The organism is Thermogemmatispora sp. (assembly GCF_019683755.1).
Classification (GTDB): domain Bacteria; phylum Chloroflexota; class Ktedonobacteria; order Ktedonobacterales; family Ktedonobacteraceae; genus Thermogemmatispora.
Map to the genome: position 1 here is coordinate 1 of NZ_JADGHT010000105.1, position 13329 is coordinate 13329.

The 13329-nt window shown below is 58.9% G+C and carries 9 protein-coding genes; 6 read left to right on the forward strand and 3 right to left on the reverse strand.

Annotated elements, in window-relative coordinates; genetic code table 11:
• The first annotated feature begins 144 nt into the window (after positions 1–144).
• Together IRZ24_RS09145 and IRZ24_RS09150 are read left to right on the forward strand one after the other, a co-directional pair.
• Positions 145–1152, forward strand: a complete 1008-nt coding sequence (locus IRZ24_RS09145) for a MoxR family ATPase (RefSeq protein ID WP_297162876.1) — start codon at positions 145–147, stop codon at positions 1150–1152.
• A gap of 88 nt (positions 1153–1240) precedes the next feature.
• Positions 1241–2377, forward strand: coding sequence for a VWA-like domain-containing protein (locus IRZ24_RS09150; RefSeq protein WP_297162879.1), 1137 nt, complete (start codon positions 1241–1243; stop codon positions 2375–2377).
• Between the two features lie 68 nt (positions 2378–2445).
• Here the strand turns inward: IRZ24_RS09150 and IRZ24_RS09155 are convergent, their stop codons facing one another.
• Positions 2446–3648: a cytochrome P450 gene (locus IRZ24_RS09155; RefSeq protein WP_297162882.1), complete on the reverse strand. Its 1203-nt coding sequence runs from the start codon at positions 3646–3648 to the stop codon at positions 2446–2448.
• 5 nt (positions 3649–3653) lie between these two features.
• The gene (locus IRZ24_RS09160) at positions 3654–4295 is read right to left on the reverse strand and encodes a TetR/AcrR family transcriptional regulator (RefSeq protein WP_297162885.1); all 642 of its coding nucleotides are present in this window, start codon (positions 4293–4295) and stop codon (positions 3654–3656) included.
• 344 nt (positions 4296–4639) lie between these two features.
• Between IRZ24_RS09160 and IRZ24_RS09165 the strand changes: the two genes are divergently transcribed.
• The 4 genes from IRZ24_RS09165 to metH all read left to right on the forward strand — a co-directional run bounded on the left by IRZ24_RS09165 (position 4640) and on the right by metH (position 12685).
• Complete coding sequence (locus tag IRZ24_RS09165; protein ID WP_297162888.1) at positions 4640–5080, forward strand: heavy metal-binding domain-containing protein; 441 nt, start codon at positions 4640–4642, stop codon at positions 5078–5080.
• Positions 5081–5334: 254 nt separating this feature from the next.
• Positions 5335–6543, forward strand: a complete 1209-nt coding sequence (locus IRZ24_RS09170) for an aminotransferase class V-fold PLP-dependent enzyme (RefSeq protein ID WP_297162891.1) — start codon at positions 5335–5337, stop codon at positions 6541–6543.
• Positions 6544–6779: 236 nt separating this feature from the next.
• The gene (locus IRZ24_RS09175) at positions 6780–8684 is read left to right on the forward strand and encodes a serine/threonine-protein kinase (protein WP_297162894.1); all 1905 of its coding nucleotides are present in this window, start codon (positions 6780–6782) and stop codon (positions 8682–8684) included.
• A gap of 401 nt (positions 8685–9085) precedes the next feature.
• On the forward strand, positions 9086–12685 hold the full coding sequence (gene metH / locus IRZ24_RS09180; RefSeq protein WP_297162897.1) for a methionine synthase: 3600 nt from the start codon (positions 9086–9088) through the stop codon (positions 12683–12685).
• A 280-nt stretch (positions 12686–12965) separates the two neighbouring features.
• Here metH and IRZ24_RS09185 read toward each other — a convergent pair whose 3' ends face one another.
• Complete coding sequence (locus IRZ24_RS09185) at positions 12966–13154, reverse strand: hypothetical protein (RefSeq protein ID WP_297162900.1); 189 nt, start codon at positions 13152–13154, stop codon at positions 12966–12968.
• Positions 13155–13329: the final 175 nt, after the last annotated feature.

The following is a 13329-nucleotide window of genomic DNA, read 5'->3' on the forward strand; positions in this document are numbered from 1 at the left end:
GGCTAGCGCTGCGCTCCTATGGGTCAACTGGAGAGATCTCCCCGGAGTGCACGCCGCTCCTGTATGTGCTATCCATATAGCTGGAGTGATAGAGCAAGGTAAGACGTTGTGAAAACGAAATCGCAAGGAAGGTGAAAGAGTCTCATGCGACCTGATGCCCTGGCACGTTTCCTTTCCGGTCTAGTGAGTCGGCGCCTCATGATGAGTACGATGATCTGGGGGCCACCTGGCATCGGTAAATCCAGCATTGTTGCCCAAACGGCACGCAGCCACGGTCTGGAGCTGATCGACCTCCGTCTCTCACAGCTGGCCCCTACCGATCTGCGCGGTTTGCCCGTGGCCGAGGAGGGTACTGCCCGCTGGTATCCGCCCGAGTTTCTACCGCGCTCGGGTCAGGGCATTCTCTTTCTCGATGAGCTGAATCTGGCCCCGCCAACCATCCAAGGCATCGCCCAGCAGCTGATTCTTGATCGGCGCGTCGGCAACTACACCGTTCCTGAAGGCTGGTTTATCTGGGCCGCTGGCAACCGCAAAGAAGATCGGGCCGCCGTCTTTGACATGCCGGCTCCACTGAGTAATCGTTTCATTCACCTGTTTGTCGAGCCGAACTTTGATAGCTTCAAGGCCTATGCGCTGGAGCAGGGCATGCATGAGCATCTCTTGGCCTTTCTCGCCTTCCGTCCGGAATTGCTGCACAAGCTTGATCCTCAGCAGCCAGCCTGGCCCTCTCCACGCACCTGGATGATGGCCGATGCACTCTACAAGGCCGGACTTGATATCGCCCCGGCAGTTGGTCAGGGGGCCGCTGCCGAGTTTGAAGCCTTCATGGCTCTCTATGATCGCCTCCCCGATGTCGAGGCCATTTTGGAGGGCGAAGGTGAGCACATCGCTTTCCCTGCTGAGCCATCGTTACGGTACGCCATTACTACTGCTTTGGCGACGCGGGCCTCAAGCCTGCAGCAGTGCTACGAGGCATTTGTCTGGATGAGCCGTAAAGCCCCGCCGGAATGGGTTCAGCTCTTGGCCACCGATCTTTTCCGCCTGCTGCGCGCGCGCAATGAACTGGGTAAGCTGGCCGCCCTCATACAGCGTAATCAGCAGCTACAGCAGCTGTTCGCTGAATATATGGAACTGCTCAATCAACAGCAGTGAACGCAGGAGAGACCACACGCTGACTACAGCCACAGGCCGTCAGCGCTCAGCAATCGCCTGAGTCAGCTCGCTCCAAGGAGGAAACACTATGCCCGAGCGCAACGATACGCAAAAGCAGATTAGCGCTGCTATTCTTCAGTTGCGTCTTCGACAGCCGTTCTTCGCCACGTTGAGCCTCTTTGCTCAGATCAGAGTGAGCGAGAGCGTCGATACGGCCATGACAGACGGGCGCAGCATTATCTTTAATCCAACTTTCTGGCAGAAGCTGACGCCTGCCGAACGCCTGGGAGTGCTGACCCATGAGGTGCTCCATGTCGCTCTGCAGCACGTGCCACGCCGTGGTCAGCGTGATGCGCAGCTCTGGAATATCGCCGCCGATATTGTGGTCAATGGCATCATTGCTCATCTGGAGGGGCTAGAGTTGCCCCAGGGCCATCTGCGTGAGCCTGGCCTGGAAAATCTCTGCGTCGAGGAGGTCTATCAGCAACTGCAGCAGAATCGCCAGCGCACGACTCAGCTTCGCGTTCCTCTGGACCTCAAGCAGCCAGGTCAGGAGGAGGAGCCACTCTTGCATGAGGAGCATGAGCGGCTGCGAGACTACTGGTGGCGGGCCATCAAGCAGGCCCGTAACACAAATACGCAACCTGGTCATCTTCCTCTCGGGCTGGAGCGCGAGCTGTCCCGCATCGAACCGAGCCGACTGGACTGGCGTAGCTATCTCTGGCGCTTTCTGACCCAGACGCCGAGCGATTTCGCAGGCTTTGATCGGCGCTTTATCGGTCAGCGACTCTACCTTGATGCCCAGGAGAACGAGCAGCTTTACGCTTATATCGCTGTCGATACAAGTGGCTCGATCACAGATCACGACCTGAACCTTTTTCTGGGTGAGGTGCGCGGTATTCTGGACGCTTACCCGCATGTAGTTGGTCAGCTCTACTACGTCGATACCGAATGCTACGGTCCCTATGAGGTCAATAGCGTCGCCAACGAGCTGCCTCCCTCAGGCGGGGGAGGAACCAACTTTTGCCCCTTCTTCGAGCGTGTTCAGGCAGAGCATAAAGCGTGGCAGAATGCCGTCTGCGTCTATTTAACCGACGGCTTTGGCATCTTCCCCAAAGAGCCGCCCGGCTTACCGGTGCTCTGGGTCGTGACCGGCTACCACCTTGAGAAGGAGGCCTTTCCTTTTGGGGAGGTGATCGAGCTGGTACCCGACGAAGGGAGCTAGGCGGCGTCCGCTCCTTCCTGTTTAGGAGCGGATGCCGCTGAAACTCGCCCCCCGGGCCATTGACCTTATCAGGATCGGCGGGCCGCAGAAGCCTGCTCAAAGGCGATCGGCAGGGAGCGAATGACAAAGACCAGTCCCCGATTGACCATGATCGGGATGCCTGGTATACGCTCCAGATGGCCCAGGCGCTCCAACATCAACGGCAGGGCGATTTTAGCCTCCAGGCGCGCCAGAGGAGCGCCGACACAATAATGGATACCATGACCGAAGGCCAAATGACGATTGGGGCTGCGCTCGATCAGGAAGCGATCAGGCTCCGGGAACTGGGCCGGGTCACGGTTGGCCGAGGCAGTCCAGACAAGCACACTCTGCTGAGGGGGGATGCGCTGCCCACCCAGCTCAACCTCGGTGGTCGTACGCCGCAGCAGGAACCAGACGGGCGGCAGGAAACGCAGCACTTCCTCAATGGCTGCTGGCATTAGCTCGGGCTGACGACGGAGCCGCTCCATGACATCCGGGTAGTCGGTAAAGCAAACGATGGCATTGGCAATCAGATTCTTGGTGGTTTCCTGGCCAGCAGCCAGCAGTAAGACACAGAAGCTTAGCAGCTCTGACAGACTAAGGCGCTGCCCATCGACCTCAGCCTGACAAAGAGCGCTGATCAGATCCTCACGCGGCGACTTCCGACGCTCAGCAATCAGGTCCGTGAAGTAGTCTTCCATCTCTTGCCGCATTGTCCGCCCGGCGAAGCGCCGTGCTGGCGGCGAGGAGGGATCAGCCCGCGCCCAGCGCTGGAAGATGTCCCAGTCTTGATCTGGTACACCGAGAAGTTCGGCGATCACTTTGGCTGGTAAGGGGAAGGCAATGTCAGCCACAACATCTAGCTCTCCCTTGGCGAGCACCGCATCAAGCAGCTCCTGTGTAATCTGCGTGATGCGGTCCGCAAGACGCGCTACGGCCCGCGGCGTGAAGGCCTGATTGACCAGGCTGCGCAGCTTGCGATGCTCCGGCGGATCTTTGGCAACTAGTGTCCCTTCAAAAAAGGCACCAACGTCTTCGAAGGCGTTGGAGGAAAAGCGAGTATAGTCGTTAAGTACATTCAAAACATCATCGTAGCGAAAGACTTGCCAGATGCCGGTTCCTTCATGAAAGAAGACCGGGTGCGCCTCGCGCATGGCGTCAAACCAGGCGAAGGAGCGCTCGGTATCTTCCAGGGGCTGCAGCCCGAAGAGCATAGGGGCCGTTGCGCGTAAACCGGGCTGTGATTGCATGGCAGCTATATCCTTTCCTCTCCAGACGTGTCGCTGGCAATACCATCAAAGAAAATCTGCGCGACCTGCTCTACAAGGTTTTCGGGAGAGAGGTGCTCGCGTTCAAGCACTGGCTGATATTTGTTGAAAAGCAGCAAGTGCATAAATGTCTGCAGTAGCAGATCAGTCGAGAGCGTGGCGCGAAACTCACCGCTGTGTTGCCCCTGCTCAAGCAAAGCGCGGATAGCGGCGCTGATCTGTGCCAGCCGGGGATGCAGGCGCTCTTTGAGCGTCTGCCGGAGGTCCCCTCCGTAGGTAAGCAGTTGCAAGAGGCGAGCATGCAAGCCACTGCGTTCCAGATAGACGTACTCCAGAATGTACCTGAGCCTGCCACGAGCCGTACTGGCAGCGCTCGGGGCCTGGGCGACAGCGTGGGCGAAGTGCTCTAAATGGCGTGCAAAGAGGGCAGTGATTAGCTCGTCCTTGCCACCTGGGAAGTGTTGATAGAGCGTGCCCTTGGCCATACCGCAGCGAGCCGCAATCTCATCCATCGTCGTCTCATGATAGCCCCGCTCTTCGAAGACTTCCTCCGCCACATTAAGAATCAGTTCAGCGCGTACTTCGCGCAGCCGTTCCTTTAGGCGCTGTCGCCCCACTCCGTTAGCCATCGGCCCAGTTCTCCTTGTTCAGAACTGCTTCCTCCCTTGCCAATCCTCCGGTTCCAGGTCTTCCAACGCTCTCGACCGCTCTTTTGAACTCGCCAGTCATATTTTAGACGTATGAGTCACGGAAAGCAAGACGTAGATCAGATAGGAGCCGCAAGGCAGGCAAGAGCGTTGCCTGCAAGGGGATAGGCTGCCGACCCTGCTCTATCGCACGGTTGACAGAGCCGAGGCCATTGCCTATCCTGGAAAGGCAGCTAACCGCCTGCCAGCGAGCGCGTCAATGCGCAGCGGCAGCAAGCAAGACTACAAGAAGCGGCCAGCTAAGACCACAGCGAAAGAGAGGTCCCATGAGCGAACCACGAACAGCAATGGATGTCCGGCCGGGCTATCGAGGCCGGGCTTTCACCTCCGATCTCTCCGGCCAGGAGTTCTGGCTTGTCGTTGACAAAGGCTTTCAGCCTCTGGGTCTGGTGATGGGCAACTGCATTTATTCGATGGGGGCAATCCGCAACTGGTTGGCGGGTATTAAGTCCCATTTCCAAGGCGAGCTGAAGGAGTACACGCAACTGATGTACCAAGCACGAGAGCTGGCTTTGAGCCGCATGCAGTTTGAGGCTGATCAGCTTGGCGCCGATGGGGTTATTGGCGTTGATATCCAGGTTCAGTATTTGCATAACGGCGAATGGATGGAGGTGACAGCCATCGGCACCGCTGTACGCTGGGTCGGCAGTGGTCCTAACATGCCACCCACCGGTCAGGGCCGTGTCGTTATCCCCGTTGGCCAATGAGGCCGCCGTCGTGGTGACGTAGTGAGCATTGCTAGCAGAATCTTCAACTGGTTCTTCTGCCCACTGATCTGCCTAGCTGGATAGCGCCTGGCTTTCTTCCTGGTCCCGGATTACGTAGACCAGCGTTGGCTGAAAGCGGCCAGCTCCAGGGAAGGGACCAGGACCAGGCCGGGCAGTGAGCAGGCGAGAGCTTCACCGCTTGCTCTGCTCTGTTGAGATCTGCAGGCGTGAGCAGATGGAAAGGACAAGGTAGAGTGGAACGGCACAGTCGCGCTTTCGATCTGGCCCAGGTCCGTGCGGAGACGCCTGGTTGCAGCGAGGTTCTGCATTTCAATAATGCCGGCGCCGCTCTTATGCCTCAAGCTGTGCTGGAAGCTGTGCGCGCCCATCTAGAGCGTGAGGCCTACCACGGCGGCTACGAGGCTGCCGAGGAGATGCAGGAGGCCCTCGCCCACGTGTATGAGGCGGTGGCTACCTTGCTCGGCTGCCAGCCAAGTGAAGTGGCGCTGGTGGAGAATGCCACGCGCGCCTGGGATATGGCCTTCTATGCTATCCCTTTCGCACCCGGCGATCGCATTTTGACCGGTATGGCTGAATATGCCAGTAATTATCTAGCGTTTCTGCAGATGACACGCCGCTTCGGGGTCGGCGTTGAGGTGGTGCCCGACGATGAGTACGGGCAGATCTCTTTGAGCGCTCTGCGCAACGCCCTTGATGAGCGCGTTCGTGTCATCGCCTTGACGCATGTGCCGACCAATAATGGTCTGGTCAACCCGGCTGCAGAGGTGGGACGCATCGCGCGCGAGGCAGGCGTACTGTATCTGCTGGATGCCACACAGTCGGTCGGCCAAGTGCCGCTGGATGTGCGCTCCCTCGGCTGCGACATTCTGGCTGGCACAGGGCGCAAGTATTTGCGCGGTCCGCGCGGTACTGGCTTCCTCTACGTGCGTCAGGAGGTACTGGAGCAGTTGGAGCCGCCGCTGATCGATCTGCACTCGGCGAGTTGGACGGCCCCCGATCAGTATGTGCTGCGCCCGGATGCGCGCCGCTTTGAGTGCTGGGAGGCCAGTATGGCCAATCGCCTGGGTTTGGGAGTGGCCATCGATTATTTCTTGCAGTGGGATCAGCAGCGACTTTGGCGCCGTATCCGCGATCTCGCTTATCTGTTGCGTACGCGCCTTACGCCGCTGCCAGGGGTGATTGTCCATGATCGGGGCGTGGTCCAGAGTGGCATTGTCACCTTTACGGTGGAAGGCTGGGAGGCTGAGAGGATTCGCCAGGCTCTGCGCCGCCAGAAAATCAATGTTTCGGTGGTCTCTCAGCAGGCAGCTCTGCTGGATATGCAGGCGCATGGTCTTCAAGCGCTGGTGCGTGCTTCGGTCCATTATTATAATTCCGAAGAGGAGGTTGAGCGCTTCGCTCGAACATTGGAAGAGTTGCTGACCTCTGATCCGCAGAACTGAGCTCCTCTTTTTCGCCTTCTTGCTCTGCAGTGTCAGGCTCTTTTTTTTGTTATCACTCTTCTTCAGATCTCACCATTGCACAAGGAAACTCAAAAAGCATCAGCATATACCATCTTGACTATCCGCTTGACATGTATCTCACCCATTCTCTACAATCCTCCAACAAGGGTACTCGCAAGGTAGAAAGAGAAGACTAGCGATTGCAAGGCAGGAACCTTGCAAGGAGAGAGTGCGCTATGGTCAGTCGCATCGATCAGCGGCTTGGGGGGTATCGGCTGGTACGTCTACTGGGTCAGGGCCATATGACGCGCGTCTATCTGGGGGAGCATGTGCGCACGGGGGTTCAGGCGGCGCTGAAGGTGGTTGAGGCCCAGCTCTCCAGTCAGGAACTGGCCGAGTTGCTGATCCGCGCGCAGGTTTTAACCAGGCTGGAACATCCGCACATTGTGCGTGTCTTCGATTTTGGGGCGGAGGATGGGCAGCCATTCATTGTGATGGCCTATGCTCCTCATGGGACGTTGCGCGAACGGCATCCACGTGGAACCACTCTGCCGCTCTCAACGGTGGTCTCGTATGTACGTCAGGTGGCTTCGGCTTTGCAGTATATTCATGGCTATAAGCTCATCCATCGCGATATTAAGCCGCACAATATGCTGTTGGGGCCGGAAAACCAGGTCTGGCTGAGCGACTTCGATATCGCCACCGTGGCGCGCAGTGCAGGTTATCGGCGCGAGAAGCCGCAGGGTTTCGAGGGCACGGTCCCTTATGCGGCGCCGGAGCAACTACGTGGGCGTCCTCGACTGGCTAGTGATCAGTATGCCCTGGCGGTGGTCGTCTATGAGTGGCTGACGGGTGATTGGCCATTTCAGGGTACGACTCAGGAAATCGCTCTGCAGCATCAGATTGCGCCTCCGCCATCGCTGCGTGAGCGTGTCCCGGCGATTCCGCCTGCGGTCGAACAGGTGGTCTTGCGCGCGCTGGCCAAGGACCCGAATGAGCGCTTCTCTTCGGTGGAAGAGTTCGCGCGCGAATTAGAGCGGGCCAGTCGTCAGGAGCGGCTCCCGCTTTCTCCACTGCCTCGCTCACAGTTTAAATCGCCGCTGCCGTTCGTGGCCTCCCCTCCGTCAGCGACGCACCTAGATGAGCAAGCACCCCCTCCTGCGCTGATTCAGCCCCGCTTGGTCTACCGCGGTCATAGTGCCCGTGTGGCTTCTCTAGCCTGGGCCAGTCATGGGCGCTATCTGGCTTCCAGCAGCCAGGATGAGAGCGTTCAGGTTTGGGACAGTCGCAGCGGGGAAACCTTGCTTGTGCAGCGCGGTCTCTCTCTGGAGGCGCCAGCGATTGCCTGGTCTCCCGATGGGCGCTATCTGGCCATGACCGATGGCCTGCTGTCAGAGGTGGTGCAGGTGTTGGCTGTCCTGCCCCACGAGGCCCAAGCAGCTCGCTTTCAGTCGCCCGCCGGCGCTCGCTATGAGGGCCTCAGTGAGCGCATCCTGGCCCTGGCCTGGTCTCCCGATGGGAAGTATCTAGCCGCCGCCGGTGAGGAGCGCGTGGTCCTGGTCTGGGAGGTAGCGACCCGCCGCATTATTTGTACCTATCGTGGTCATCACGGCAGCATCGCCGCCCTGGCCTGGTCCCCCGATAGTCGCCAACTCGCCTCTGGTGGGGAGGATCGCACGGTACATGTCTGGGAGCCGGCAACTACTACCGGGAGCAATATTCGCATCTATTATGGACATCACGATAAGGTGAATGCGCTGGCCTGGTCTCCCGATGGGCGCCTGGTGGCCTCGGCCAGCGACGATCAAGCGGTGCATGTCTGGGAGGCCCGCGATCCGCGAGGCCTCGATGGCGGGCGTGAGCCGCTCTGTTATTATGGCCATAGTGGCAGTGTGACCTGTGTCGCCTGGTCGCAAGATGGTCAATTGCTTGCCTCCGGCAGCGTCGATGAGCAGGTACATGTATGGCCGGTCAGCGGGATGGCCTCACTTTCAACGCCACTCGTAAGCTATCGCGGTCATAGCGACTGGGTGAGTACCCTGGCTTGGTCCCCCACTGGCGACGCTATCGCTTCTGGCTCGTGGGATGGTACTGTGCAGATTTGGGAGCCGTTGGCGGGTAAGCGTCTTGGCACACATTGAGTCCTCTCTGGCCTGCTCAACAGCTCTCCCCTTTCTCCTGACTTACTACCTATGCGCACCGTGCCCTGTCCGCCCGCGGCCCCTCCCCTTCACTTGGGCGCTAATCTCAGCCGCTATCGAAACATGTTATAATAGAGCAACCCGGCCAGTGTCAGCAATCTGTAGCCTTGCATTCGCGTTCCAGAGAGCCTGTCTGTAACTGACCATAGGCGCCCAACCCATTGAGACAGCGGCTGCGGGGCTACCTTACTCCGCTCGCCGTGTCAGACGACCTGGCAAAGCACTGACTGACTCCGGCTGCAGGGCGGCTCACATGCCATCGCTGAGCATCGCTCATCTTCAGCCCGGAGCAGAAGGGAAGGACTACAAGCAAGAGCGTAGAGGAGGCAAGCGGTCTGCTTATGAGCCGCTTTCTGGAGGCCCTGGCACAGCGCGTTTTGATTTTCGACGGTGCTATGGGCAGCACGATTCAGACCTATCAGTTGAGCGCAGCCGACTATGGCGGGCCTGCCACCGAGGGCTGCAATGAGTACCTGGTGCTGACACGACCAGAGGTGATCGAGGAGATCCACGCGGGCTTTCTGGAAGCGGGTTGTGATGTATTGGAGACCAATTCATTCACGGCCAGCCGTTTGAAGCTGAACGAATATGGCCTTGGGGAGCGCACCTATGAGATTAACCTGGCCGCTGCGCGTCTGGCTCGCCGGCTGGCAGATCGCTACAGTACACCTGACTGGCCGCGCTTTGTAGCCGGTTCCATCGGTCCCACTGGTATGCTGCCATCTTCTGACGATCCCGTGCTGAGCAATATCACCTATCAGCAACTGGTGGCGGTTTTCCAGGAGCAGGCTGCCGCTTTACTAGAGGGCGGCGTTGATGTGCTGCTGATTGAGACCAGTCAGGATCTGCTGGAGGTCCGTGCCGCTGTGACAGGCCTGCGGCGCGCTATGCAGCAAGCGGGGCGCCAGGTACCGATTCAGGCCCAGGTCTCGCTTGATACCAGCGGACGGATGTTGCTCGGCACGGATATCGCTGCGGTGATGGCTACTCTGGTCGGATTGCAGGTCCAGGTTATTGGACTCAACTGCTCTACCGGTCCCGAGCATATGCGCGAGCCAGTGCGCTATCTGGCAGAGCATTGCCCGCTGCCCATTTCGACGATCCCTAACGCTGGTATCCCTCTGAATGTGGGGGGCAAAGCCATCTATCCGCTCGCCCCTGAGGCGATGGCCACCGCCCTGCGCGAGTTCATCACCGACTTCGGTGTCAATATTGTGGGCGGCTGCTGCGGTAGCTCTCATGCTCATCTGCGCGCCATCGTGCAGGCCTGCCGCACAGCGCCGCGCCGTCCACGTCCGCTGGCCGATAGTGTGCTGCAGAAGCGGAGCTTCGCCAGCGTCTCGCTCCCTCTGGTGGCGAGCGGTATGCGCGCCAGTAGCTTGCGACAGGACCCACCCCCCTTGCTGATCGGCGAGCGCGTCAACAGCCAGGGGAGCCGTAAGGCCAAGGAGGCCCTGCTACGGGATGACTACGATACCCTGCTGACCATCGCGCGTGAACAGGTTGAGGGCGGGGCCCACGCCCTGGATGTCTGCGTGGCGTTGACGGAGCGCAGCGATGAGGCTGCCCAGATGACCCAGACCATCAAGAAGCTTTCTCAGGGCATTGAGGTGCCTCTTTTCATCGATTCGACGGAGCCGGCAGTCATTCAGGCGGCTCTGGAGGTCTACCCAGGCCGGGCTGTCGTCAATTCGATCAATATGGAGAATGGGCGTGAGCGCCTTGAGCGCGTACTCCCTCTGGCCCGCGAACATGGAGCAGCGGTCGTAGCGTTGACCATTGATGAGGCCGGCATGGCCAGAACCGCTGAGCGCAAGCTAGAGGTGGCTCGCCGCATTTATGAGATTTGCGTGGGCGAATATGGCCTGACTCCAGAGGCCTTGCTCTTCGATCCGCTGACCTTCCCTATCACTACAGGTCAGGATGATTTGCGCACAGCAGCGATCGAGACTCTGGAGGCGTTGCGCCGGATTAAGACCGAGCTGCCCGGGGCTTTGACGCTGCTGGGAGTAAGCAATGTCTCATTCGGCCTCAAGCCGCAGGCGCGCGCTGTGCTCAATAGCGTCTTTCTCTATCATGCAGTGCGCGCAGGTCTGGATGCTGCCATTGTGAACCCCGCGCATATCAAGCCGTATGCCGAGATCCCCGAGGAGCAGCGCCGCCTGGCCGAGGATCTGATCTACAACCGCCCCGAGGCGTTGCCGCGCTATATTGCCTATTTTGAGGAGCATGGATCAGCCGAGATAGCCGAGGAAACGCGCACTGATCCAACTGAGGGCCTGAGCACCGATGAGCGGATCCACTGGCAGATCTTGCATCGGCGCAAAGAGGGTATCGAGGAACTGATCGCGCAGGCGATCCAGGAGCGCTGCGCCGCTGGTATGACAGCTAGTGAGGCCGCTGTCCAGGTGCTCAACGGCGTGCTCTTGCCAGCGATGAAAGAGGTCGGCGATCGCTTTGGGGCTGGTGAGCTGATCTTGCCATTCGTGCTGCAGTCCGCCGAGGTTATGAAACGGGCCGTGGCCCATCTCGAAGGCTACCTTGAGCGTAAGGAGGGCTATACTAAGGGGCGAGTCGTGCTGGCGACCGTCTTCGGCGATGTGCACGATATCGGCAAAAACCTGGTCAATACGATCCTGAGTAATAATGGCTACACTGTCTATGACCTCGGCAAACAGGTACCGCTCAATACGATTCTTGACAAAGCTGTCGAGGTCAATGCCGATGCCATTGGCCTTTCGGCATTGCTGGTCAGCACTTCGAAGCAGATGCCGCTCTGTGTCCAGGAATTGCATCGCCGTGGCCTGCGCTACCCGGTAATCGTGGGCGGCGCTGCCATTAATCGCGCCTATGGCCGCCGCATTCTCTTTGTTGAGGAAAGGGATGAGTCTGCAAGAGATCAGGTACGCCTGGTTCCCTACGAACCAGGGGTTTTTTATGCACGCGATGCCTTCGAGGGCCTGGAGATCATGGACCGCCTAACTGGCGACCCTCACGAGCGAGCTGCTTTTGTGGAACGCATTAAGCAGGAAGCATTACGAGAGCTGCAAAAGCAGCAAAAGCAGCAGAACCGGCCCGGCGAGGACAGCAACCTCCTGGATGAGCGCCCCTCAGCTAGTATTAAGCCAGCGCCCTCAATTCCCAGACCACCTTTCTGGGGGCCGCGCTTGCTGGACCGCCTCGGACTGGAGGATATTGCAGCTTGCCTGGATGAAAATACGCTCTTTCGACTGCATTGGGGAGGCAAGGCGCATGGTGAAGACTTCGCGCGTCTGGCGGCTGAGGAATTTCGCCCGCGTTTGGAGCGCATGCTACGTGAGGCGAGGCAACAGCGCTATTTGCAGCCACGTGCTCTCTATGGCTACTACCCCTGCCAGTCTCAGGGCAATAGCTTGATCATTTATGATCCGCAGCCTCTCATAGAGGGCCGCCAGATACTGCGCGAGCTAGGGCGTTTCCGCTTTCCTCGCCAGCGTGAACGCGAGCGGCTCTGTCTGGCTGACTACTTCGCCTCGACAAGCAGTGGCCTGCTCGACGTTGTGGCGCTACAGGTGGTCACGATGGGTCCCGGCTCAGCGGAGCGGGTTCAGCAGTTGCAACAAGAGGGACGCTATTCAGAGGCCTATTTTCTTCATGGGCTCTCGGTACAGCTCACCGAGGCGCTGGCTGAGTATACCAATGAGCACATTCGGCGCGAGCTGGGGTTAACAGACCAGGAAGGGCGCGGACGACGCTATAGCTGGGGCTATCCGGCTATTCCTGATCTGGAGGACCATCGCACGCTGTTCGCACTGCTGCCGGTCGAGAGTAGCCTTGGCGTCACGCTGACCTCCGGCTATCAGCTGGTGCCCGAGCAGTCGACAGCGGCCATCGTGGTCCATCATCCCCAGGCTGTCTACTTCGCGGTGCGCGAAGCCTCAGCAGGTGGAGCATCGGCATAGATAGCTAGAGAAGAGCAACGAGTAGACCGCTCCTTCAAGCTCACAGCCGCTACGGCCCTGACTGGCTGAGGCCAGTTCTCATCACCGGTCTCGGCCCGCCAGACTTGCCGTGGCGGCTGCTTTTGCGAATCTAGTTTAGTTGTGGTAGGATAGGGCAGGGCAGAGCTCGATAGTGCCAGTGCGCTCTGGCTTGTAAGCCGCACTCTTGCAAGTCAACGCTACGGCACTGGTGCTGATCCGAACACCGCTTGGATTCCGCTTAGGGAGTAGAGAAGGCGAGCTACTGCCCCGTCTCTTTTCCGCCGACTTGCGACTCTTCTCCTCCTTCTTCCTCGGGATCAGTGTCCTCTGGCGAGGTGCCAGGCTTCCAGCGGCTTTCTCCACCATTGTCGTCATCGTAGGGACCTGGCCCATCGTAGGGGAACAGCCGCCAGGTACACTGCTCAGATTGCGATCGTCTGTAAGCCATGTCTGTGACTCCTTTCTTCCTTGAAGTGATCTGTCATCAAGTTTTCATGAATTTCGAAACTCTGAAAATCTCGAAATTCATGAAGTAATGAGAAACTATTAATAGAATAACTATAAGTATACTCTCGCTGCCGAGCCTTCCCAGGCATGGATGATCAGGCCGAACAGCAGAAGAC

Coding starts and splice junctions, on each gene's coding strand:
- IRZ24_RS09145 (WP_297162876.1), top strand. CDS start 145: ATGCGACCTGATGCCCTGGCACGTTTCCTTTCCGGTCTAGTGAGTCGG.
- IRZ24_RS09150 (WP_297162879.1), top strand. CDS start 1,241: ATGCCCGAGCGCAACGATACGCAAAAGCAGATTAGCGCTGCTATTCTT.
- IRZ24_RS09155 (WP_297162882.1), bottom strand. CDS start 3,648: ATGCAATCACAGCCCGGTTTACGCGCAACGGCCCCTATGCTCTTCGGG.
- IRZ24_RS09160 (WP_297162885.1), bottom strand. CDS start 4,295: ATGGCTAACGGAGTGGGGCGACAGCGCCTAAAGGAACGGCTGCGCGAA.
- IRZ24_RS09165 (WP_297162888.1), top strand. CDS start 4,640: ATGAGCGAACCACGAACAGCAATGGATGTCCGGCCGGGCTATCGAGGC.
- IRZ24_RS09175 (WP_297162894.1), top strand. CDS start 6,780: ATGGTCAGTCGCATCGATCAGCGGCTTGGGGGGTATCGGCTGGTACGT.
- metH (WP_297162897.1), top strand. CDS start 9,086: ATGAGCCGCTTTCTGGAGGCCCTGGCACAGCGCGTTTTGATTTTCGAC.
- IRZ24_RS09185 (WP_297162900.1), bottom strand. CDS start 13,154: ATGGCTTACAGACGATCGCAATCTGAGCAGTGTACCTGGCGGCTGTTC.